The sequence below is a fragment of the Streptomyces sp. NBC_00536 genome, from assembly GCF_036346295.1.
Classification (GTDB): Bacteria; Actinomycetota; Actinomycetes; order Streptomycetales; family Streptomycetaceae; genus Streptomyces.
In genome coordinates this window covers 3,291,993-3,310,798 of the sequence record NZ_CP107819.1, presented here as the reverse complement: position 1 = coordinate 3,310,798, position 18,806 = coordinate 3,291,993, and the positions used below count along the sequence as shown (strand labels likewise).

20 protein-coding genes are annotated in these 18,806 nt (G+C 70.0%); 10 read left to right on the top strand and 10 right to left on the bottom strand.

Annotated features, from left to right (window positions below):
• Positions 1–13: 13 nt before the first annotated feature.
• Positions 14–1,531 carry a peptide MFS transporter gene (locus tag OHS33_RS14355; protein WP_330330790.1) on the bottom strand — a complete coding sequence of 506 codons (1,518 nt, stop codon included), beginning with the start codon at positions 1,529–1,531 and terminating at the stop codon, positions 14–16.
• A gap of 489 nt (positions 1,532–2,020) precedes the next feature.
• Here OHS33_RS14355 and OHS33_RS14350 point away from each other — a divergent pair, with 489 nt between their 5' ends.
• Positions 2,021–2,698: a response regulator transcription factor gene (locus OHS33_RS14350; RefSeq protein ID WP_226734440.1), complete on the top strand. Its 678-nt coding sequence runs from the start codon at positions 2,021–2,023 to the stop codon at positions 2,696–2,698.
• 61 nt (positions 2,699–2,759) lie between these two features.
• Positions 2,760–4,025 carry an ATP-binding protein gene (locus OHS33_RS14345; protein ID WP_330330789.1) on the top strand — a complete coding sequence of 422 codons (1,266 nt, stop codon included), beginning with the start codon at positions 2,760–2,762 and terminating at the stop codon, positions 4,023–4,025.
• A gap of 21 nt (positions 4,026–4,046) precedes the next feature.
• Here the strand turns inward: OHS33_RS14345 and OHS33_RS14340 are convergent, their stop codons facing one another.
• Entirely contained in the window at positions 4,047–4,601 is a 555-nt protein-coding gene (locus OHS33_RS14340) for a GtrA family protein (RefSeq protein ID WP_330330788.1), read from the bottom strand.
• A gap of 198 nt (positions 4,602–4,799) precedes the next feature.
• Between OHS33_RS14340 and OHS33_RS14335 the strand changes: the two genes are divergently transcribed.
• The 4 genes from OHS33_RS14335 (at position 4,800) to OHS33_RS14320 (ending at position 8,958) form a co-directional block, all read left to right on the top strand.
• On the top strand, positions 4,800–5,939 hold the full coding sequence (locus OHS33_RS14335) for a 5-(carboxyamino)imidazole ribonucleotide synthase (protein WP_330330787.1): 1,140 nt from the start codon (positions 4,800–4,802) through the stop codon (positions 5,937–5,939).
• Positions 5,936–6,499: a 5-(carboxyamino)imidazole ribonucleotide mutase gene (purE, locus tag OHS33_RS14330; protein WP_330330786.1), complete on the top strand. Its 564-nt coding sequence runs from the start codon at positions 5,936–5,938 to the stop codon at positions 6,497–6,499. Before OHS33_RS14335 ends, purE begins: the two co-directional genes overlap by 4 nt.
• The gene (locus tag OHS33_RS14325) at positions 6,496–7,674 is read left to right on the top strand and encodes a dipeptidase (RefSeq protein WP_330330785.1); all 1,179 of its coding nucleotides are present in this window, start codon (positions 6,496–6,498) and stop codon (positions 7,672–7,674) included. The genes purE and OHS33_RS14325 overlap by 4 nt, the downstream gene beginning before the upstream one ends.
• A gap of 138 nt (positions 7,675–7,812) precedes the next feature.
• Positions 7,813–8,958, top strand: a complete 1,146-nt coding sequence (locus OHS33_RS14320) for a membrane dipeptidase (protein WP_330330784.1) — start codon at positions 7,813–7,815, stop codon at positions 8,956–8,958.
• Between the two features lie 469 nt (positions 8,959–9,427).
• Here the strand turns inward: OHS33_RS14320 and OHS33_RS14315 are convergent, their stop codons facing one another.
• Positions 9,428–10,768: a UDP-glucose dehydrogenase family protein gene (locus OHS33_RS14315; protein WP_330330783.1), complete on the bottom strand. Its 1,341-nt coding sequence runs from the start codon at positions 10,766–10,768 to the stop codon at positions 9,428–9,430.
• Between the two features lie 263 nt (positions 10,769–11,031).
• On the opposite strand from OHS33_RS14315, the gene OHS33_RS14310 reads away from it, so the two are divergent.
• Positions 11,032–12,189, top strand: coding sequence for an acyl-CoA dehydrogenase family protein (locus OHS33_RS14310; protein WP_330330782.1), 1,158 nt, complete (start codon positions 11,032–11,034; stop codon positions 12,187–12,189).
• 15 nt (positions 12,190–12,204) lie between these two features.
• On the opposite strand, the gene OHS33_RS14305 is transcribed toward OHS33_RS14310, so the two are convergent.
• The 7 genes from OHS33_RS14305 to OHS33_RS14270 form a co-directional block, all read right to left on the bottom strand.
• Positions 12,205–13,320, bottom strand: a complete 1,116-nt coding sequence (locus tag OHS33_RS14305) for a methyltransferase domain-containing protein (RefSeq protein WP_330330781.1) — start codon at positions 13,318–13,320, stop codon at positions 12,205–12,207.
• A gap of 166 nt (positions 13,321–13,486) precedes the next feature.
• Positions 13,487–13,732, bottom strand: coding sequence for a hypothetical protein (locus OHS33_RS14300; RefSeq protein WP_330330780.1), 246 nt, complete (start codon positions 13,730–13,732; stop codon positions 13,487–13,489).
• A gap of 63 nt (positions 13,733–13,795) precedes the next feature.
• A complete protein-coding gene (locus OHS33_RS14295) occupies positions 13,796–14,644 on the bottom strand; it encodes a helix-turn-helix domain-containing protein (RefSeq protein WP_330330779.1) in 849 nt (282 codons plus the stop codon).
• Positions 14,645–14,671: 27 nt separating this feature from the next.
• Positions 14,672–15,193: a DUF6879 family protein gene (locus tag OHS33_RS14290; protein WP_330330778.1), complete on the bottom strand. Its 522-nt coding sequence runs from the start codon at positions 15,191–15,193 to the stop codon at positions 14,672–14,674.
• Entirely contained in the window at positions 15,159–15,431 is a 273-nt protein-coding gene (locus OHS33_RS14285) for a hypothetical protein (RefSeq protein WP_443065300.1), read from the bottom strand. Before OHS33_RS14285 ends, OHS33_RS14290 begins: the two co-directional genes overlap by 35 nt.
• Positions 15,432–15,669: 238 nt before the next feature.
• Positions 15,670–15,900: a hypothetical protein gene (locus OHS33_RS14275; RefSeq protein WP_330330777.1), complete on the bottom strand. Its 231-nt coding sequence runs from the start codon at positions 15,898–15,900 to the stop codon at positions 15,670–15,672.
• 5 nt (positions 15,901–15,905) lie between these two features.
• On the bottom strand, positions 15,906–16,121 hold the full coding sequence (locus tag OHS33_RS14270) for a hypothetical protein (RefSeq protein WP_330330776.1): 216 nt from the start codon (positions 16,119–16,121) through the stop codon (positions 15,906–15,908).
• Between the two features lie 113 nt (positions 16,122–16,234).
• On the opposite strand from OHS33_RS14270, the gene OHS33_RS14265 reads away from it, so the two are divergent.
• From OHS33_RS14265 to OHS33_RS14255, 3 genes are read left to right on the top strand one after another with little or no spacing between them, the layout of a single operon-like run.
• A complete protein-coding gene (locus OHS33_RS14265) occupies positions 16,235–16,975 on the top strand; it encodes a helix-turn-helix domain-containing protein (RefSeq protein WP_330330775.1) in 741 nt (246 codons plus the stop codon).
• Between the two features lie 3 nt (positions 16,976–16,978).
• Positions 16,979–17,449 carry an NUDIX domain-containing protein gene (locus OHS33_RS14260; protein ID WP_330330774.1) on the top strand — a complete coding sequence of 157 codons (471 nt, stop codon included), beginning with the start codon at positions 16,979–16,981 and terminating at the stop codon, positions 17,447–17,449.
• 50 nt (positions 17,450–17,499) lie between these two features.
• Entirely contained in the window at positions 17,500–17,934 is a 435-nt protein-coding gene (locus tag OHS33_RS14255; protein ID WP_330330773.1) for an ester cyclase, read from the top strand.
• Positions 17,935–18,806 lie beyond the last annotated feature (872 nt).

The following is an 18,806-nucleotide window of genomic DNA, read 5'->3' as shown; positions in this document are numbered from 1 at the left end:
AGGGGGGCGTGCGTCAGTGCACGGAGCCCATCAGCCCCTGGACCTTCTTGCGGTACATCCAGACCGCGAAGCCCGCGACCACCGCGGCCAGGGCCTCGAAGCCGATGACCCAGGTGCCGTTCAGGTCCACGTTGCCGATGGACAGGAGGCTGGTGATGCAGTCACCGGCGGTGACCGCGAGGAACCAGACACCCATCATCTGGGAGGCGTACTTCTGCGGGGCCATCTTCGTGGTGACGGAGAGGCCGACCGGGGAGACGCACAGCTCACCGATGGTCTGGATCATGTAGATCGAGACGAGCCACATCGGGGAGACCTTGACGTCGCCGCCCGCCATGTTCATCGGGACGATGAAGACGAAGAACGAGGCGCCGATCAGGACCAGACCCATCGCGAACTTCACGATGGTGTTCGGCTCCTGGTTCTTGCGCGCCAGCCACAGCCACAGCCAGGCGAAGACCGGGGCCAGGGCCATCACGAACAGCGGGTTCAGCGACTGGTACCAGGTGGCCGAGAAGCCGAGGCCGAAGACGGTGTCGGCGGTCTTGTCGTCCGCGAACAGGGACAGCGTGGAGCCACCCTGGTCGTAGATCATCCAGAAGACGGCGGCGGCGATGAAGAAGAAGATGTAGGCGGTCATCTTCGACTGCTCGGCGCCCGACAGGTCCTTGTCGCGCTTGATGCGCGTCAGCACCGCGATCGGGATGAACAGGCCGGCCAGCGTCAGCGGGACCAGGGCCCAGTTCAGCGTGTAGGCACCGAGGGCGACCACGGCGCCGTAGAAGACGGCGATGCCCAGAACGGCGAGGGCGACCTTGGTGAGGACGGCCTTGCGCTCTTCCGGCGACAGCGGGTTCGGGACCAGGCTGCTCTTCGGGCTCAGGTGCTTGGTGCCGAGCAGGAACTGGGTCAGACCCAGGCCCATGCCGACGGCGGCGAGGGCGAAGCCCAGGTGCCAGTTGTGCTCCTTGCCGACCGTGCCGACGACGAGCGGGGCGACGAAGGCGCCGAGGTTGATGCCGATGTAGAAGAGGGTGAAGCCACCGTCACGGCGCGGGTCCTCGGGACCGTCGTACAGGTGGCCGACCATCGTGGAGATGTTGGCCTTCAGCAGACCCGAACCGGCCGCGACCAGGATCAGACCGACGAAGAACATCGCCTGGCCGGGAACGGCCAGCGACAGGTGACCAGCCATGATCACGAAACCGGCGATGGCGACCGTCTTGCGGGCGCCCCAGACACGGTCACCGAACCATCCGCCGGGCATCGCCATGAGGTAGACCATGGAGACGTACACGGAGTAGATGGCCGTGGTCGTGGCCGCGGTCATGGCCAGACCGCCGCCCTGGCTGCCCGTGGCGGCGTCGGCGCCGCCCGAGACCAAGTAGTAGACCAGCAGTGCGCGCATGCCGTAGTAGGAGAAACGCTCCCACATCTCGGTCATGAACAGAGTGGCCAGGCCACGGGGGTGGCCGAAGAAGGTCTTTTCGGTGGACGGGTCCGCCGAACCCTTCGTCAGGCTGGAAGCCATGGTCGATCCTTGCTTGATCGGGACGCTTCGCTTCGTGAGCGGTACAGCGCCCGGTGGGGGGTGGCCGGCACCGGCGGCGTGTGCCCCACCCCACGCCCGGGGGTCTCACCGTCGATACGGCGGTGAAGGGACATACGACACCGGGATCCACGCCCTGTCGCGCATCTTCGCGCGCAGGGCCCGGCCCACAGGTCATTCACTGTCATCAAGCCCGGAGAGGGCAGTCACAAGAGACTGCCTCACCGGTCAGGACAGAAGTAGAGACCTTTGGCTCGCTTTTCGGCACAAAGGTCCCGAGGTAGTGCATCAGGCGTCTCGACACCATACGACACGACACTGCGGCATATGAATGGACTTGAGACATGGATCACAGGCTCCCAGGGAACCGAATGATCACATTCAAAGGTCGCGAGGCACCGACAAGAGTAGATCGGCAGGGGTGTCCGGGTGCAGCCCTGCGGCCGCCCGCCGCGGACTACCATCACCCACATGACGCGTGTACTGCTCGCCGAGGACGACGCATCCATCTCGGAACCCCTGGCCCGCGCCCTGCGCCGGGAGGGCTACGAGGTCGAGGTCCGTGAGGACGGACCGACCGCACTGGACGCGGGACTGCAGGGCGGCGTCGATCTTGTCGTCCTGGACCTGGGCCTGCCCGGGATGGACGGCCTGGAGGTCGCCCGCCGGCTGCGTGCCGAGGGCCACGGCTTCCCGATCCTCGTGCTGACCGCACGGGCCGACGAGGTCGACACCGTGGTCGGACTGGATGCCGGGGCCGACGACTACGTGACCAAGCCCTTCCGGCTCGCCGAGCTGCTGGCCCGGGTCCGGGCCCTGCTGCGGCGCGGCGCCACCGAGCCCGCCCAGCCGCCCGCCACCCACGGGGTGCGGATCGACGTCGAGTCGCACCGCGCCTGGATGGGGGAGGAGGAGCTGCAGCTCACGGCCAAGGAATTCGACCTGCTGCGGGTCCTGGTGCGCGACGCGGGCCGGGTCGTCACCCGCGACCAGCTCATGCGCGAGGTCTGGGACACCACCTGGTGGTCCTCCACGAAGACCCTGGACATGCACATCTCCTGGCTGCGCAAGAAGCTGGGCGACGACGCCGCGAACCCCCGCTACATCGCGACCGTGCGGGGCGTCGGCTTCCGCTTCGAGAAGAGCTGACCCAAGAGCTGACCCAAGAGCCGAGCGCCCCGGTGGTGGCCGTTAGGGCATCCTCTAAGGCATGCGCCGCCGCCTGATCAACTCCACGCTCGCCGTGGTGCTCGTCGTGATCGCCGTGTTCGGGATCTCCCTGGTGATCGTGGAGACCCGGACGATCACCAGCAGTGCCCAGGACAGTGTCGAATCCGAGGCCCTGCGCCTCGTCGGCATCGTCGAGTCGAACGTGCTGGAGAAGAAGGGCATCGACGCCCGCTCCCTCGGCGAGCAGCTGGACGCCGGGCGCTACGCCCGCATCCAGGTCCCGGGCCAGCCCCCGGTCGGCATCGGCGTGCCCATCGACGGCAGCGCCCTGCGCGGCTCCGCCAAGGGCGAGAACGGCGAGAGCGTGGTGGTCGAGGAGTCCCGCTCCACGGTCACCAAGGAGGTCGGGCGCACCCTCGCGGTCGTCGGCGCCGTCGCCCTGCTGGCCGTCGTGGCGGCCGTACTGCTCGCCGTGCGCCAGGCCAACCGGCTGGCCTCCCCGCTCACCGACCTCGCCGAGACGGCCGAGCGGCTCGGCTCGGGCGACCCCCGGCCGCGCCACAAGCGGTACGGGGTTCCCGAGCTGGACCGGGTCGCGGACGTACTGGACGCCAGCGCGGAGCGGATCGGGCGGATGCTGACCGCCGAGCGGCGCCTGGCCGCCGATGCCTCGCACCAGCTGCGGACCCCGCTGACCGCGCTGTCGATGCGGCTGGAGGAGATCACGGTCACGGACGACCTGGAGACCGTACGGGAGGAGGCGAGCATCGCCCTCACCCAGGTGGAGCGGCTCACGGACGTGGTGGAACGGCTGCTGACGAACTCCCGCGACCCGCGCACGGGCTCGGCGGTCCCCTTCGACCTGGACGAGATCGTCAAGCAGCAGGTGGAGGAGTGGCGGCCGGCCTACCGCAGCGCCGGGCGGGCCATCGTGCGCTCGGGGAAGCAGGGGATGCGGGCCGTGGGCACGCCGGGCGCGGTGTCCCAGGTGCTGGCGACGCTGGTCGAGAACGCGCTCATGCACGGCGGCGGCACGGTCGCCCTGCGCACCCGCGTGACCGGGAACCAGGCGGTCATCGAGGTGACGGACGACGGGCCGGGAGTGCCCCCGGACCTCGGCAACCGGATCTTCGAACGGGCGATCAGTGGCCGGAATTCCACGGGCATCGGCCTCGCGGTGGCCCGGGACCTCGCCGAGGCGGACGGCGGGCGCCTCGAACTGCTCCAGGCACAGCCGCCGGTGTTCGCCCTGTTCCTGAGCCGGACGGCGCCGGAACGGATCGAACTGGAACAGCCGGTCCGCTAGACCGGCCGGCGGGCGGATCGCCTAGCGGGTGGCGGGCTCCGGGGAGACCGGCTCCGGCTCGGCGGCGATCACGTCGTCGGCGTCGCGCTGCGTGGCGACCACCGTGGTCGCGGTCGCGCCGGTGGTCTCGGGCAGGGCGCGGAAGACCCAGGTCCGGTAGGACCAGAAGCGGAAGACGGTCGCGATGCCCATGCCGAGGAACTTGAATATGTTGCTCTGCAGGTTGCTGTCCCAGCCGAAGCCGTAGGTGGCCGCGTAGAGCACACCGCTCTCGATGACCATGCCGATCAGGCTGAACACGACGAACAGCGTCATCTCGCGGCGGCGGCTGCCCCGGTCGCGGTCGCGGTAGGTGAAGTACCGGAACCCGATGTAATTGCTGATGATCGCCACGACGATGGCTATGACGCTCGCGCGCACGACGGCCAGGTCGGTGGTGTGCCGGAGCAGGTTGAAGACGCCGAAGTTGACCAGTACGCCCATACCGCCCACCGCACCGAACTTCAGGACCTCCCGGCCGATGCCGCGGAAGCGTTCGGACAGCGTGACGTGTTTCGGGGTACTCGGCGTGCTCATGTGATGGTTCAGTCCCTGCCGGTCGGCGGTCGGTCGATGGATTCAACCTGTCCATGTTAAGTCTCGGCCCTCTGAAACGTGTGTGCCTTCCGACACCCGCCCGGCGCAGCGGGCGGGACGCGCGTAGACCTCCCCCGGCGGACCCCGCCCGGCCCGGGCGGCGTCCGAATGGCGGAATCCGGCCGATACCCTGGAGGAGTGACGTTCCCGGTAGTCGGCATGGTCGGCGGCGGACAGCTCGCCCGCATGACCCACGAGGCGGGTATCCCCCTCGGCATCAGATTCAAGCTCCTCAGTGACAGCCCACAGGACTCGGCGGCCCAGGTCGTGAGCGACGTCGTCATCGGCGACTATCGCGATCTGGAGACGCTGCGCGCCTTCGCGCGCGGCTGCGACGTGATCACCTTCGATCACGAGCACGTACCCACCGAACACCTGCGGGCCCTGGAAGCGGACGGCATCCCCGTCCGCCCCGGGCCCGACGCGCTCGTCCACGCCCAGGACAAGGGGGTGATGCGCGCCCGGCTCGACGCGATCGGCGCGCCCAGCCCCCGCCACCGGATCGTGAGCGATCCGGCGGACGCGGTGGCCTTCGCGGCCGAGGTCGGCGGCTTCCCCGTCATCCTCAAGACCACGCGCGGGGGCTACGACGGCAAGGGCGTGTGGTTCGTCCGCTCCGAGGAGGACGCGGAAGCGCCCTTCAAGGCGGGCGTCCCGGTCCTGGCCGAGGAGAAGGTGGAGTACGTACGCGAACTCGCGGCCAACATCGTCCGCTCCCCGCACGGCCAGGCCGTGGCGTACCCCGTCGTCGAATCCGTGCAGGTGGACGGGGTCTGCGACACGGTGATCGCCCCCGCCCCGAACCTCTCCGAAGCCCTCGCGGGCGAGGCCCAGGCCCTCGCCCTGCGGATCGCCAAGGAACTCGACGTGACCGGCCACCTGGCCGTCGAGCTGTTCGAGACCGCCGACGGGCGGATCCTCGTCAACGAACTGGCCATGCGCCCGCACAACTCCGGGCACTGGACCCAGGACGGCGCGATGACCTCCCAGTTCGCCAACCACGTCCGGGCGGTCCTGGACCTCCCGCTCGGCGACCCGCGCCCGCGGGCCCGCTGGACGGTCATGGCGAACGTCCTGGGCGGCGACTACCCCGACATGTACGCGGCGTACCTGCACTGCATGGCGCACGACCCCCAGCTGAAGATCCACATGTACGGCAAGGACGTGAAACACGGCCGCAAGGTCGGCCACGTCAACACCTACGGCGACGACCTGGACGATGTGCTGGAGCGCGCACGTCACGCAGCCGGCTATCTCAGAGGGACGATCACAGAATGAGCTTCTCCGGTACCCCTTCCACGGCTTCCCCCACCTCCACGGGGCCGGTCATCGGCATCGTCATGGGCTCGGACTCCGACTGGCCCGTCATGGAGGCCGCCGCCCAGGCCCTCGACGAGTTCGAGATCCGCTACGAGGTCGACGTCGTCTCCGCGCACCGCATGCCGCGCGAGATGATCGCCTACGGCGAGCAGGCCGCCGGCCGCGGACTCAAGGCGATCATCGCGGGCGCGGGCGGCGCCGCCCACCTGCCCGGGATGCTCGCCTCGGTGACCCCGCTGCCCGTGATCGGCGTACCGGTACCGCTCAAGTACCTCGACGGCATGGACTCGCTGCTCTCGATCGTCCAGATGCCCGCCGGAGTTCCCGTCGCCACCGTCTCCGTCGGCGGCGCGCGCAACGCCGGACTCCTGGCCGCGCGGATCCTCGCCACCCAGGACCCGGAGCTGACCGCCCGGATGCGCGAGTTCCAGCAGGAACTGAACGACCAGGCCACCGAGAAGGGCAAGCGACTGCGCGCCAAGGTCGCGGGCGCCGACTCCTTCGGATTCGGCAAGTGAGCGCGGCGCAGCGCCTGGACGAGGCGCTGGAACTGCTCGCCGAGCACCCGGTGGTCGACGGCCACAACGACCTCCCCTGGGCGCTGCGCCACCAGGTGCGCTACGACCTGGACCGGCGGGACATCGCCGCCGACCAGTCCGCGCACCTGCACACCGACATCCCCCGGCTGCGCGCCGGCGGCGTCGGGGCGCAGTTCTGGTCCGTCTACGTCCGCTCCGACTTCGCGGGCGACGAGGCGGTCAGCGCCACCCTGGAACAGATGGACGCGGTCGGCCAGCTGATCGCCCGCTACCCGCACGACCTGGTGCGGGCGCTCACCGCGGACGACATGGAAGCGGCGCGCGCCGAGGGCCGGATCGCCTCGCTGATGGGCGCCGAGGGCGGCCACTCCATCAACAACTCGCTGGCCACCCTGCGCTCCCTGCACCAGCTCGGCGTGCGCTACATGACGCTCACGCACAACGACACCATCGACTGGGCGGACTCGGCGACCGACGAGCCGCGCCACGGCGGGCTCACGGACTTCGGCCGCGAGGTCGTGCGCGAGATGAACCGCATCGGCATGCTGGTGGACCTCTCGCACGTGGCCGCCACCACCATGCGCGACGCGCTCGCCGTCTCGGTGGCGCCGGTGATCTTCTCGCACTCCTCCGCGCTGGCGGTCTGCGACCACCCGCGCAACATCCCGGACGACGTGCTCGCCCTGCTCCCGGCCAACGGGGGCGTGGCCATGGCCACCTTCGTGCCCAAGTTCATCCTCCCGGCGGCGGTCGCCTGGACGGCCTCCGCCGACGAGAACCTGCGCGCGCACGGGCTGCACCACCTGGACACCGGTGCCGAGGCGATGGCCCTGCACCGCGCCTTCGAGGCGGCCAGCCCGCGCCCGGTCGCCACGGCGGCCACCGTCGCCGACCACTTGGACCACATGCGCGAGGTCGCGGGCGTGGACCACATCGGCATCGGCGGGGACTACGACGGCACGGCCTTCACCCCGTCCGGGCTGGACGACGTGTCCGGCTACCCGAACCTGATCGCCGAGCTGCTGACCCGCGGCTGGTCGCGCGCCGACCTGGCGAAGCTGACCTGGTCGAACGCGGTACGGGCGCTGCGCGACGCGGAGTCGGTGGCGGCCGGGCTGTCGGCGAGCCGGGGGCCCTCGAACGCGGTGCTGTAGCCCCCGGCGGGGGAGCGGACGACGGACGGCGCGGGGCCCCTGGGGTTCCGCGCCGTCGGCGTGTGGGGTGCGGGTGGGTCCGTACGTCGCCCGTACGCCACCCGAACGCCACATCCGCCGCGAACCCACGGGCCCCACATGTCACGGTGGCAACACTTCTCCCTCCCCGCTGCCGCCGAGACCGGAGCGAACGCCATGGCCGACCTGCAGGACGATCCCGCGCACGTGGGCTCCGCCCCCGCTGCCCCCGGCTCCGCCGGAGCCGACCCCGCGCCCGTACCCGCGCCCGCCGCGGGGCTGCCCGGAGCGCTCGACCGGGCCGCCGCACTCCTGGCCGTCCATCCCGTCGCCGACGGGTGCAACACCCTGCTGTGGACCCTGCGCCAGAGCCCGTACCACGACAACATCGACACCCCCGAGGGCGGTGTGGACACCGACATCCCCCGGCTACGGGCCGGCGCGGTCGGCGCCCAGTTCTGGTCGCTGCTCACCCCCGGGCCGGACGGCCGGGACGGGGTGGTGGCGGAGACCCTCGAACAGATCGACGCCGCGCAGAGCCTGATCCGGCGCTACCCCGACAGCCTGAGCCTCGCGCTGTGCGCGGACGACATGGCCGACGCGCGCAACCGGGGGCGGATCGCCTCGTTCCTCGGCCCGGCGCCCGGCCGCACCCTGACCGACTCCCTCGGCACCCTGCGGGCCCTGCACGCCCTGGGCGTGCGCAGCGTGGCCCCGGCCGGCGCCGCCTGGGCGGAACAGGGGCTGACGGCCTTCGGGCACGAAGTGGTGCGCGAACTGAACCGGCTCGCGGTGCTCATCGACCTGACCGGGTGCGACGACGCCGTGTCCGTCCAGATCGCGGGCGCCTCGAAGGCCCCGGTCCTCATCTCCCACACGGCCGCCGCCGCCCTCACCCCGCACCCCGGCAACGTCTCCGACGAGGTCCTGCTGGCCCTGCGCGCGGCGGGCGGCCTGTGCATGGTCACCTTCGCCTCCGCCCAGACCGGCGACTCGCTGCACGCGGTGGCGGACCACCTGGACCACGTACGCGCGGTGGCGGGCCCGCACTGCGTCGGCCTCGGCGCCGCCTTCGGCACCGACCCGCCCACCCCCCGCCCAGCGGGCCTGACCGACGCCTCCGGCTACCCCCGCCTGATCGCGGAACTCCTCGACCGAGGCTGGACGGAACCGGACCTGTCCCTCCTGACCTGGGACAACGCCCAACGCGTCCTCCGCGACGCGGAATTCACCGCCCGCGCGGCCCAACACCGGCGGGGGGCGTAGCGCAGAGGCAGGCGGGGCATTTCAGCCTCGCCGGCGTTCGAGGCGCCCCCGGAGGGAAAACGGCCCGCGCAGCGCCCTCCCCGGCTTCGCCCGGCTGCGCCGGACTCCGTCCGTCGGGGCCTGGGGGCCGCTGGTGCCCAGGGGTGCCGGGTTCCCCGCTGGGGCGGCCGGTGCGCGGGGGCGGGGGCGGCCCGGCCCTTACGGGACCTACGCCCGCGGGCGCCCCATCGCGCGGTAGGTCCAGCCCGCCGCCCGCCAGCGCGCAGCGTCCGGCGCATTGCGGCCGGACCTCTTCTCGACGCCGCGCTCGCACGGCTCGGCCCCCGGGGGGCCTCCCCGGCTTCGCCCGGCTGCGCCGGACTCCGTCCGTCGGGGCCTGGGGGCCGCTGGCGCCCAGGGGTGCCGGGTTCCCCGCTGGGGCGGCCGGTGCGCGGGGGCGGGGGCGGGGGCGGCCCGGCCCCTACGGGACCTACGCCCGCGGGCGCCCCATCGCGCGGTAGGTCCAGCCCGCCGCCCGCCAGCGCGCAGCGTCCAGCGCATTGCGGCCGTCCAGGATCAGGGGGTCCGAGACGAGGGGGGTCAGGGCCGCCGGGTCCAGGTCGCGGAACTCGGTCCATTCGGTGAGGTGCAGGACGACGTCCGCACCCGTCACCGCCGCCACCGCGGAGTCGGCGTAGGCGAGGGTCGGGAAGACGCGGCGGGCGTTGTCCATGCCCTTCGGGTCGTAGACCGTCACCTGGCCGCCCTGGAGGTGGATCTGCCCGGCGACGTTCAGCGCGGGCGAATCCCGTACGTCGTCCGAGTCCGGCTTGAAGGTGGCCCCGAGGACGGCGACCCGCTTGCCGAGGAACGAGCCGCCCACCGCGTCGCGGGCCAGCTCGACCATGTGCCCGCGGCGGCGCATGTTGATCGAGTCGACCTCCCGCAGGAAGGTCAGCGCCTGGTCGGCGCCCAGCTCGCCCGCGCGGGCCATGAAGGCCCGGATGTCCTTCGGCAGGCAGCCGCCGCCGAAGCCGATCCCGGCGCGCAGGAACTTCTTCCCGATCCGGTCGTCGTGCCCGATCGCCTCGGCCAGCTTCACCACGTCGCCGCCCGCGGCCTCGCAGACCTCGGCCATCGCGTTGATGAAGGAGATCTTCGTGGCGAGGAAGGAGTTCGCGGCGGTCTTGACCAGCTCGGCCGTCGGGAAGTCGGTCACCACGAGCGGCGAGCCCTCGCCGAGCGGGGTCGCGTACACCTCGCGCAGCACCTTCTCCGCGGTCTCGCCCTGGACGCCGATCACGATCCGGTCCGGGTGCAGGGTGTCCTGGACGGCGAAGCCCTCCCGCAGGAATTCCGGGTTCCAGGCCAGCTCCACGTCCTCGCCCGCCGGGGCCAGCTCGGTGAGCCGGGCGGCCAGCCGCGCGGCCGAGCCCACCGGCACGGTGGACTTGCCGACGACCAGGGCGGGCCTGGTCAGGTGCGGGGCCAGGGATTCGATCGCGGAGTCGACGTAGGACATGTCGCAGGCGTACTCGCCGTGCTTCTGCGGAGTGTTCACACAGACGAAGTGGACGTCGCCGAAGGCGCCGACCTCCTCCCAGGAGGTGGTGAAGCGCAGCCGCCCGCTCGCGCCCGGCAGCCCGGCGACGTGCGCGCCGAGCAGCTCCTCCAGCCCCGGTTCGTACATCGGTACCCGGCCCGCGGCCAGCATCTCGATCTTCTCCGGGACGATGTCCAGCCCGAGCACGTCGAAGCCCAGTTCGGCCATGGCGGCGGCGTGCGTGGCGCCGAGATAGCCGGTACCGATCACAGTGATCTTGGGGGCCATGCGTGCTCCAAAGGTGCGGGGCCGATTGCGGCCACCGAGCATAGTCGGGCCGTGACGTGGGGACGTTCCCCCGTATCGATCCCCGTACCGGCCCCCGTACCGGTCCCCGTATCGGTCCCCGTACCCGGCAGCGGGGCCGCGGCCGCGCACCGGCTGTCACGCAACTCACGTGCGGCTCACGTATCCGTGATCGGGCCGGGACACTAAGCTCTGGGTTACTTAACGGTAGTTAGCATCACGCATCACCTTGGGGAGTGAGAGTCTTGGCGGGTTCTGCCGACTTCGACCTGTACCGCCCGGCCGAGGAGCACGACATGCTCCGCGAGTCGGTCCGCTCGCTCGCCGAGGCCAAGATCCTCCCGTTCGCGGCGGCCGTCGACGAAGAGTCCCGCTTCCCGCAGGAGGCCCTGGACGCGCTCGTCGCCAGCGACCTGCACGCCGTCCACGTGCCCGAGAGCTACGGCGGCGCGGGCGCCGACGCCCTCGCCACCGTGATCGTGATCGAGGAAGTGGCCCGCGTCTGCGCGTCCTCCTCCCTGATCCCGGCCGTCAACAAGCTCGGCTCGCTCCCGGTGATCCTCTCCGGCTCCGAGGAGCTGAAGGCGAAGTACCTGGGCCCGCTGGCCAAGGGCGACGCGATGTTCTCGTACGCGCTCTCCGAGCCCGACGCGGGCTCGGACGCGGCCGGCATGAAGACCCGCGCGGTGCGCGACGGCGACTTCTGGGTCCTCAACGGCGTCAAGCGCTGGATCACCAACGCGGGCGTCTCCGAGTACTACACGGTGATGGCCGTCACCGACCCGGAGAAGCGCTCGAAGGGCATCAGCGCCTTCGTAGTCGAAAAGAGCGACGAAGGCGTCTCCTTCGGCGCCCCGGAGAAGAAGCTCGGCATCAAGGGCTCGCCGACCCGCGAGGTCTACCTCGACAACGTGCGCATCCCGGCCGACCGCATGATCGGCGCCGAGGGCACCGGCTTCGCCACCGCGATGAAGACCCTGGACCACACCCGCATCACCATCGCGGCCCAGGCGCTCGGCATCGCCCAGGGCGCCCTGGACTACGCCAAGGGCTACGTCCAGGAGCGCAAGCAGTTCGGCAAGCCGATCGGCGACTTCCAAGGCGTGCAGTTCATGCTCGCGGACATGGCCATGAAGCTGGAGGCCGCCCGCCAGCTGACGTACGCGGCCGCCGCCAAGTCGGAGCGCGTCGATGCCGACCTCACCTTCTTCGGCGCCGCGGCCAAGTGCTTCGCCTCCGACGTGGCCATGGAGGTCACCACGGACGCCGTCCAGCTCCTCGGCGGCTACGGCTACACCCGCGACTACCCGGTGGAGCGCATGATGCGCGACGCGAAAATCACACAAATTTACGAAGGCACGAACCAGGTCCAGCGCATCGTCATGGCGCGCAACCTCCCGTAGCAAGGTTTTCGCAGGTCAAGGAAGCCCCGGCCCACCGGCCGGGGCTTCCTTCGTCAGGTACACCCGCTGACCGTTCCTGTCCACCGACAGCCCGAAGCGGGAGCGTTCCGGCTTCCCGAGGTCGTGCCACCTCAGGAAGGCGTCGCGCACCTCGTCCCACAGCGCCCGGTGGCCGTACTGCTCCACCTCGTACGTCGCCGCGTCCGGCACGTACTCCACCGTGGCCCACGACGTGCCGTCGTCGGCGAAGAACCACAAGGTGGCCTCCCCGCTGCCGTCGTCCGCGCCGCACCACCGGAACCACGCATCGGTGACGCTCAGGCCGATGAAGAACGCCGGATCGTCCTGGATGACGTTCTGGGGCGGGACATCCGTCGTCCCCTTCTTCCCCTCCTCCCGCTCGTGGTAAAGGTCGGAGACGCGCCCGGCCCCGCCCCGATGGGTGCGGTCCCACATGAAGGCGGGCGAGCCGGAGAACGAGCCCTGCGCCTCCCCGTCCACCACGTCCAGCGTGGCGAACGAACCGCTGAAGAAGCTGCTGCCCCACGGGGTGACGATCCGCCCGTCCGGGCACTGCTCCAGCCACGCCTGCGGCACGTCCCGCATGGTGCAGGTGCAGATGATCCGCTCGTACGGCGCGCCCCGGCGGTGGCCGTCACGGCCGTCGCCGAGCACCGTCGTCGGATGGAATCCCGCCCGCCTCAGGTTCCGGTCGGCCAGGGCCAGCACCGCCTCGTCCAGCTCCACGCTTGTCACGCGGGCCTCGCCCAGGCGGTGGGAAAGCCATGCCGCGTTGTACCCGGTTCCGGTGCCGACCTCCAGCACCCGATCCCCGTCGCGCACATCCAGCAGCCCGAGCATGTCGAGCATGATCGAGGGCATGGACGACGACGAGGTGTGCAGCCGGAAGGCGTCGCTCGCCGTGGGCTTCCCGTCATTGACCTGGGTCACGACCGGACCGTCCGCGTAGACGATCCGCAACCACTCTTCCGGGTCGTCGGCGAAGTCACCGCCCACGATCACCTCGGGAATGAACAGCGCCCGATCCACCGACGCCACCGCGTCCCGCCACTCAGGCGGCACCACACCCTTCCCCAGCAGGCTGTGCAGAAGCCGCCGCTGTGTCGTCATCCGACCTCACTTCTTCTTCGGCGGGGGCTCGTACGGCCGGGTCGGACCCGGCGGCTTGTCCCGGTGGCCGTCGCTGCTGGAGGTGTCCGGCGTACCGGAGTGATCTCCACCCTTCTTGCCCATCTCGGACTCGCTTCCTGTCGATCGCGGGATACGAGGTGACGGATCAGAAGCCGTGGCGCATTTTTGCCTTCTCCCGCGCCCGCTGTTCGAGCCCGGGGAACGAGCGCTCATCGAGCGCCCGGGAGAGTTGCGCTTGCAGGACCGAAGCGTCATCCACGCTCATGAACACCTCTTCCGTGGTGAGCTGCACAGAGCCACGGAAGACCCTGGCAGCGACCGCCACGCGGTCACCCACCAGACGCGCACCACCGGTCAGTTGCAACCTTCTCGGGGCTTCGTCATCCGTCATGACAACGACGCTACGAACCAACCAAGTTTCCGGTCCAGGTTGTTGCAGATTGTTGCGCGGCAATCACTCGATGGCGTCAATTGCCTTGCTGATCAAGGACCGGGCGCGGGGTCCGTACACCGCCATCTCGGCCAGCCGGGCGAAGGCCTTCCGGTACACCTCCACCTCCGTCGGAGTCGTCACAGTGACCTTCGCGGCCAGCAACTCAACGTGGACCCGCTTGTCATCGAACACCGTGAACGTCTCCGGGCCCCACATCACGCGGGGCGCGGACCGGGGGATGATGCCGAGCGAGACGGCCGGATAGGCCATCGCGGTCAGCAGGTGCCCCAGCTGGCCGGCCATCACGGCTTCGTCGCCGATGCGGTGGGTGAGTACGTCCTCCTCGATGAGCATGACCACGCGGTGAATGCCGTCACGGATGATGTGCGACCGGTCCACGCGGGCCGCAGCGGCTTCGCCGACATCGTTCGGGAGGCTGCGGAAATCCGCGATGAGCGACAGAAGCGCGTGGGCGTACCCCTGCGTCTGGAGGAGACCGGGCATGACCCGGGAGCAGTACACGCGGAAGAGCTGGGTGCGCTCGTAGAGCGGGACATTCACCTGTTGGAGCCTGCGCAGCCCGGTCCGCTGCATCCGCCGCCACTCGACGTACATCGAGTCCGCAGATCGCGAGGAAGCGATGAGGTCAGCGGCTTGTCCGTCGGCGCCGCAGGCCGCGCACCAGGTCCGGATGTCGGCATCCGAAGGGGTCGTCCTCGCGGCCTCGATGCGTGACGTTTTCGCCTTGTTCCAGGCGCACCGATCAGCCAGCCCTTGCATCGTCAGGCCGGCGTCCAGGCGCAGTTCTTTGAGCCGCACGGCCACGGACTCGCGGGCCGCCTGGGCACTGGAGAAGGGAGACGAAGGCATGAGCTGACTGATGGGTGATGGGGACGATCAGGCCTGGTACTCCTCGTGCGGGATGCCACGCTCCCAAGCAGTTTCGAACGATGCGGCGAACAATTTCAGGAGATCTGACTCCGAGGTGAATTCGTCGGCGACCAGCGAACCGTTTCCGGCGAAGTGGTGCACCCTCGCGAGCCCCTCGTCGAAGAGCCAGTAGTCGTTGCAGGGGAGCACGAGGTCCGATGCGAGACGCCGGGGCACCCATCGGACCTGCTCGCCAGCGGCGAGGTTGGCCCGGGTCATGTAGTGCTCCCAGCGGATGTACTCGGCCACCGGCTCGCTCACGACCCTGACCCGGCGGATGGACACACCGCGGGCGACCGCTTCGGCGATCTGGTCGTGGAACCCTCGCCACCACGACGACCGGTCGTCCCAGTCGATCCGGTCGCCGCGGCGCCATGCCGCGAACCGGTCGTTGTCGCCGTAGTCGTCGCGCATCTCCAGGTGGACCGCCGAGTGGCGTGTGTCCCGGATGCACTCAGCGAAGCTCGGCTGCTGAGCGTTCTGCGGCATCGCACGCCTTCCTGATCTGAGCCACCATCCGGGCCGGAATCCGGATCACGGCTTCGGTGTCGGGGATCGGGCCGAACTCCAGACACCTCTTCTCCGTCGCGTCGTCCGCCTTCCACCCCTGAAGGACGAGGTCGGCGTTCTGATCGTCCACCCACGCGGTGGGGCAGTGGTCCTCGTCCGTGTCGGGGTCCTTGCCGAAGAACAGTAGAGACATGGCTACCTCTCCCGCGTCGAGCATCTTTCGACTTGTTGCACGACCCTGGTGCTCAGCAGCCGGGGCCGTCAAGAGGGCCTGCGCGGCCTGGGAACCGAGCAGTTGGCCAGTAGCGACCAGGGGGAGACGCGGACCCGTTTGTCATCGAACATCGTGAACGCCTCAGGGCCTCACATCACGCGGGGTGTGGACCGGGGGATGATGCCGAGGGAGACGGCCGGATAGGACATCGCGGTCAGCAGATACCCGAGCTGCCCGGCCATCACGGCATCGTCTCCGCAGAGTGGGAGGGCGGCAGCCGAAGGGCCTCGGCCACCTGCTCGATCACGTCCGCCCGGATCAGGCCCAGGTGCACGTAGGGGGTCCCGGTGTGGGTCACCTCGGGCCGCACGGCGCTCCATGCCGACTCCGGGATGCCGAGGGCGGCCAGGGCGGCCACCAAGGCTTCCCGGGCGTCATCGGCGCGTGCGTGGGAGTCTCGCCAGGTCTGCATGTCCATCACGCGACCACCGTCTCGCCGGGGCACTCGGCGCTGTTGGCGTGGCGATAGAACACGACGGGCGGCCCGGACGTTCGGTCCTCGCATCCCCGGCGGACGGGCTCAAGGGGTTCGATCGCCTTGCCGCATCCGGAACAGCGCTCACCCTTCGGCGCGTACGTCAGGTACTCCCAGACCCCTGCGTCCGTGGCTTTGTCCGTCACCGTGTCACTCATCGCGCACCCCTTCGCCGCCCTGCCGTGGTCTTGATCGTGCCGCTGGTCGCCGGGACGGAGGAACCTCGTACGTTCACCACTTTGGGACGTCCCATGGCATGTAGAACGTCCCCATGGGCAACGAGCGGTTAAGGGCCGTGATGGCGGCGGGTGGTTGGACGCATGCGGCGTTGGCGACTGTGACGGGCGTGGACCCGAAAAGCGTTGAGCGGTGGGTGAACCTCGGGCGTATCCCCCGGCGGGCTACGGCGCTCAGGGCCGCCGAGGCGCTGGGGGAGGACGTCCACGCCCTCTGGCCGGCCCTCAGGCAGGCACGCGCCGCGCGAGCGGTCAGCCCGGAACTCGTCGCGCTATACGACCAGCGCGCAGACCTACCCGTATCCGTCTTCGTGGATCTCCTCGCCACGGCGCGACAGCGCATCGACGTGTTGGTCTACGCGGCCGTCTTCCTCCACGAGGCGTACCCCCGGCTCAACGATCTCCTGCGGGAGCGGGCGGCGGATGGATGTGTGGTCCGGATCGCAGTGGGTGACGCGGACAGCGAGAACGTCCGGCAGCGCGGACAGGAGGAGAGGTTCGGGCACGGCATCGAATCCCGTTGCCGTCTCGCGCTCATGCACTACCGCCCGTTGCTGGGTGTGCCCGGGATCGAACTGCGCACGCATGGGACGACCCTCTACAACAGCTTGTACCGGGCTGATGATCAGGCGTTGGTCAATGCCCACGTCTGGGGCGTGAACGCGTACGGCGCGCCCGTGTGGCACCTTCGTCGCAACGGCGACGGGGGCATGTTCGACACCTACGCGGACAGCTTCGGTGCCGTGTGGGAGACCGCCCGACCCGTGGAGGGGTGACGCATGGCACGGACCGAGTACTACGACGATCCGCACGCGCCCGAGCCGAACAGCCTGGTCGTCGCCGCCTCGGCGGTGGTCACCGATGACAGGGGTCGCATCCTGCTGCAACGGCGTCGGGACAACGATCTGTGGGCGCTTCCCGGCGGGGGCATGGACATGGGCGACTCGTTGCCCGGTACCGCCGTCCGGGAGGTGAAGGAAGAAACCGGGCTCGACGTCGAGATCACCGGACTCGTCGGCACGTACACCGACCCGCGCCACATCATCGAGTACAGCGACGGGGAGGTGCGGCGACAGTTCAACGTCTGCTTCACGGCGCGCGTCGTCGGCGGCACGCTGACCATCTCCGACGAGAGCACGGAACTTCGGTTCGTTGAAGCGGCTGCCCTTGACTCCCTGGCCATGCACCACACACAGCGGTTGCGTCTGGGGCACTTCCTTGAGCACCGGTCCGCGCCCTACCTGGGGTAGCTCAGCAGCCGGTCATATGATCGCGCTGATCATCGATTCCAGGGGGAAACGTGGACGCACTTGTGAGTGCCAACAAGCAGACCGTGCAGGGCTTTTTCGAGGCCGTCAGTGAGCGCCGGGTGGACGACCTGCCGAGGTTCATGGCCGAGGGCGTTGTCGACCACAACAAGATCATTCATGGTGAGGCCGACGAACCGGGTGCGGCCTTTGACGGCCTGCGACAGCAGCTGGCCGCCTTCGACCCGCTGATCGTCCAGGTCGACGAACTCGTCGGCGAGGGTGACCGCATCGTGGCCCGTGTCACCCAGCGAGGCACCCACGGCGGTACTCACCCGCGCATGCCCGAGCCGACCGGCCGCGACTTCGAGGTCGAGGCGATCTGGATCTTCACGTTGAAGGAGGGAAGGATCTCCGAGATCCGCGCGGTCAGCGACAGGCTCGGCTTCTTCCTCCAGCTGGGCTGGGACTGGCCCCAAGCCGACTGACGAGGGGGCCCGACTTCGCCGGGTGCGGCTTCGCCGCAGGGGCGGTGGCTTCGGGTGTCCGGGGTCGGGGCGCGGCTGCGCCGCGTGAGCCATCGCGTTGTGCGTCCGGGGTCGGGGAGGTTCCGGGGGCTGCCCGCCAGTTCAACTGTCTCTTCGTGCCGGGTCACGCTGTCAAGGGCGCTCCCTTCGGTCGCGTCGCTTCGCGATGGCCTTCGGCCACCCTTGACAGCGTGCCCCGTCACGAAAAGCCAAGAACTGTCGGGCGGCCCCCGGGGGAAGGCATGGGGGAGCGACAGCACTTCCCGGGGGTGGTGACGGGCCAGCCATGGCCCCGGGTGCGGCCAAGCCGCGCCCTCCGGGCGGACAAGCGACAAGCCGCACACAGATCGCTACACAGTCCCGGCCACAGCGGCGTCTGCGGGCTGTTTGTGGCCCGGACCTCCGCCAGGCCGAAGTGGAGACGGGTCAGGCGGCCGTCCGCCTCAAAGTGGGGGGTTCAAAGCGTCACAAAAGGGGTGTTTTGGAGGGGTGTTGAGTGACGAGAGTCGCTTGACCCGACTCCATGCTCGTCCAGCCGAGCTTTCGGCCTCCCCGCACCGCCCACCAGCCCCAGACAGCTCGCAGACGCCGCCCCCAGAGGAGCGCGTAGCGATAGAGGTGCGCGTTTGTCGTCTGTCCGCCCGGAGGGCGCGGCTGGGCCGCACCCGGGACCGGGCCCGCCCGCTTCCACCCCTGGGCCATGGGTCAGGTCCCCCCTGCCTTCCCCCGGGGGCCGCCCGACAGTTCTTGGCTTTTCGTGGGGACGGGATCTGTCAAGGGTGGCCGAAGGCCATCGCGTAGCGACGCGACCGCAGGGAGCGCCCTTGACAGGT

Coding starts and splice junctions, on each gene's coding strand:
- OHS33_RS14355 (WP_330330790.1), bottom strand. CDS start 1,531: ATGGCTTCCAGCCTGACGAAGGGTTCGGCGGACCCGTCCACCGAAAAG.
- OHS33_RS14350 (WP_226734440.1), top strand. CDS start 2,021: ATGACGCGTGTACTGCTCGCCGAGGACGACGCATCCATCTCGGAACCC.
- OHS33_RS14345 (WP_330330789.1), top strand. CDS start 2,760: ATGCGCCGCCGCCTGATCAACTCCACGCTCGCCGTGGTGCTCGTCGTG.
- OHS33_RS14340 (WP_330330788.1), bottom strand. CDS start 4,601: ATGAGCACGCCGAGTACCCCGAAACACGTCACGCTGTCCGAACGCTTC.
- purE (WP_330330786.1), top strand. CDS start 5,936: ATGAGCTTCTCCGGTACCCCTTCCACGGCTTCCCCCACCTCCACGGGG.
- OHS33_RS14320 (WP_330330784.1), top strand. CDS start 7,813: ATGTCACGGTGGCAACACTTCTCCCTCCCCGCTGCCGCCGAGACCGGA.
- OHS33_RS14315 (WP_330330783.1), bottom strand. CDS start 10,768: ATGGCCCCCAAGATCACTGTGATCGGTACCGGCTATCTCGGCGCCACG.
- OHS33_RS14305 (WP_330330781.1), bottom strand. CDS start 13,320: ATGACGACACAGCGGCGGCTTCTGCACAGCCTGCTGGGGAAGGGTGTG.
- OHS33_RS14300 (WP_330330780.1), bottom strand. CDS start 13,732: ATGACGGATGACGAAGCCCCGAGAAGGTTGCAACTGACCGGTGGTGCG.
- OHS33_RS14295 (WP_330330779.1), bottom strand. CDS start 14,644: ATGCCTTCGTCTCCCTTCTCCAGTGCCCAGGCGGCCCGCGAGTCCGTG.
- OHS33_RS14290 (WP_330330778.1), bottom strand. CDS start 15,193: ATGCCGCAGAACGCTCAGCAGCCGAGCTTCGCTGAGTGCATCCGGGAC.
- OHS33_RS14285 (WP_443065300.1), bottom strand. CDS start 15,431: ATGCTCGACGCGGGAGAGGTAGCCATGTCTCTACTGTTCTTCGGCAAG.
- OHS33_RS14275 (WP_330330777.1), bottom strand. CDS start 15,900: ATGCAGACCTGGCGAGACTCCCACGCACGCGCCGATGACGCCCGGGAA.
- OHS33_RS14270 (WP_330330776.1), bottom strand. CDS start 16,121: ATGAGTGACACGGTGACGGACAAAGCCACGGACGCAGGGGTCTGGGAG.
- OHS33_RS14265 (WP_330330775.1), top strand. CDS start 16,235: ATGGGCAACGAGCGGTTAAGGGCCGTGATGGCGGCGGGTGGTTGGACG.
- OHS33_RS14260 (WP_330330774.1), top strand. CDS start 16,979: ATGGCACGGACCGAGTACTACGACGATCCGCACGCGCCCGAGCCGAAC.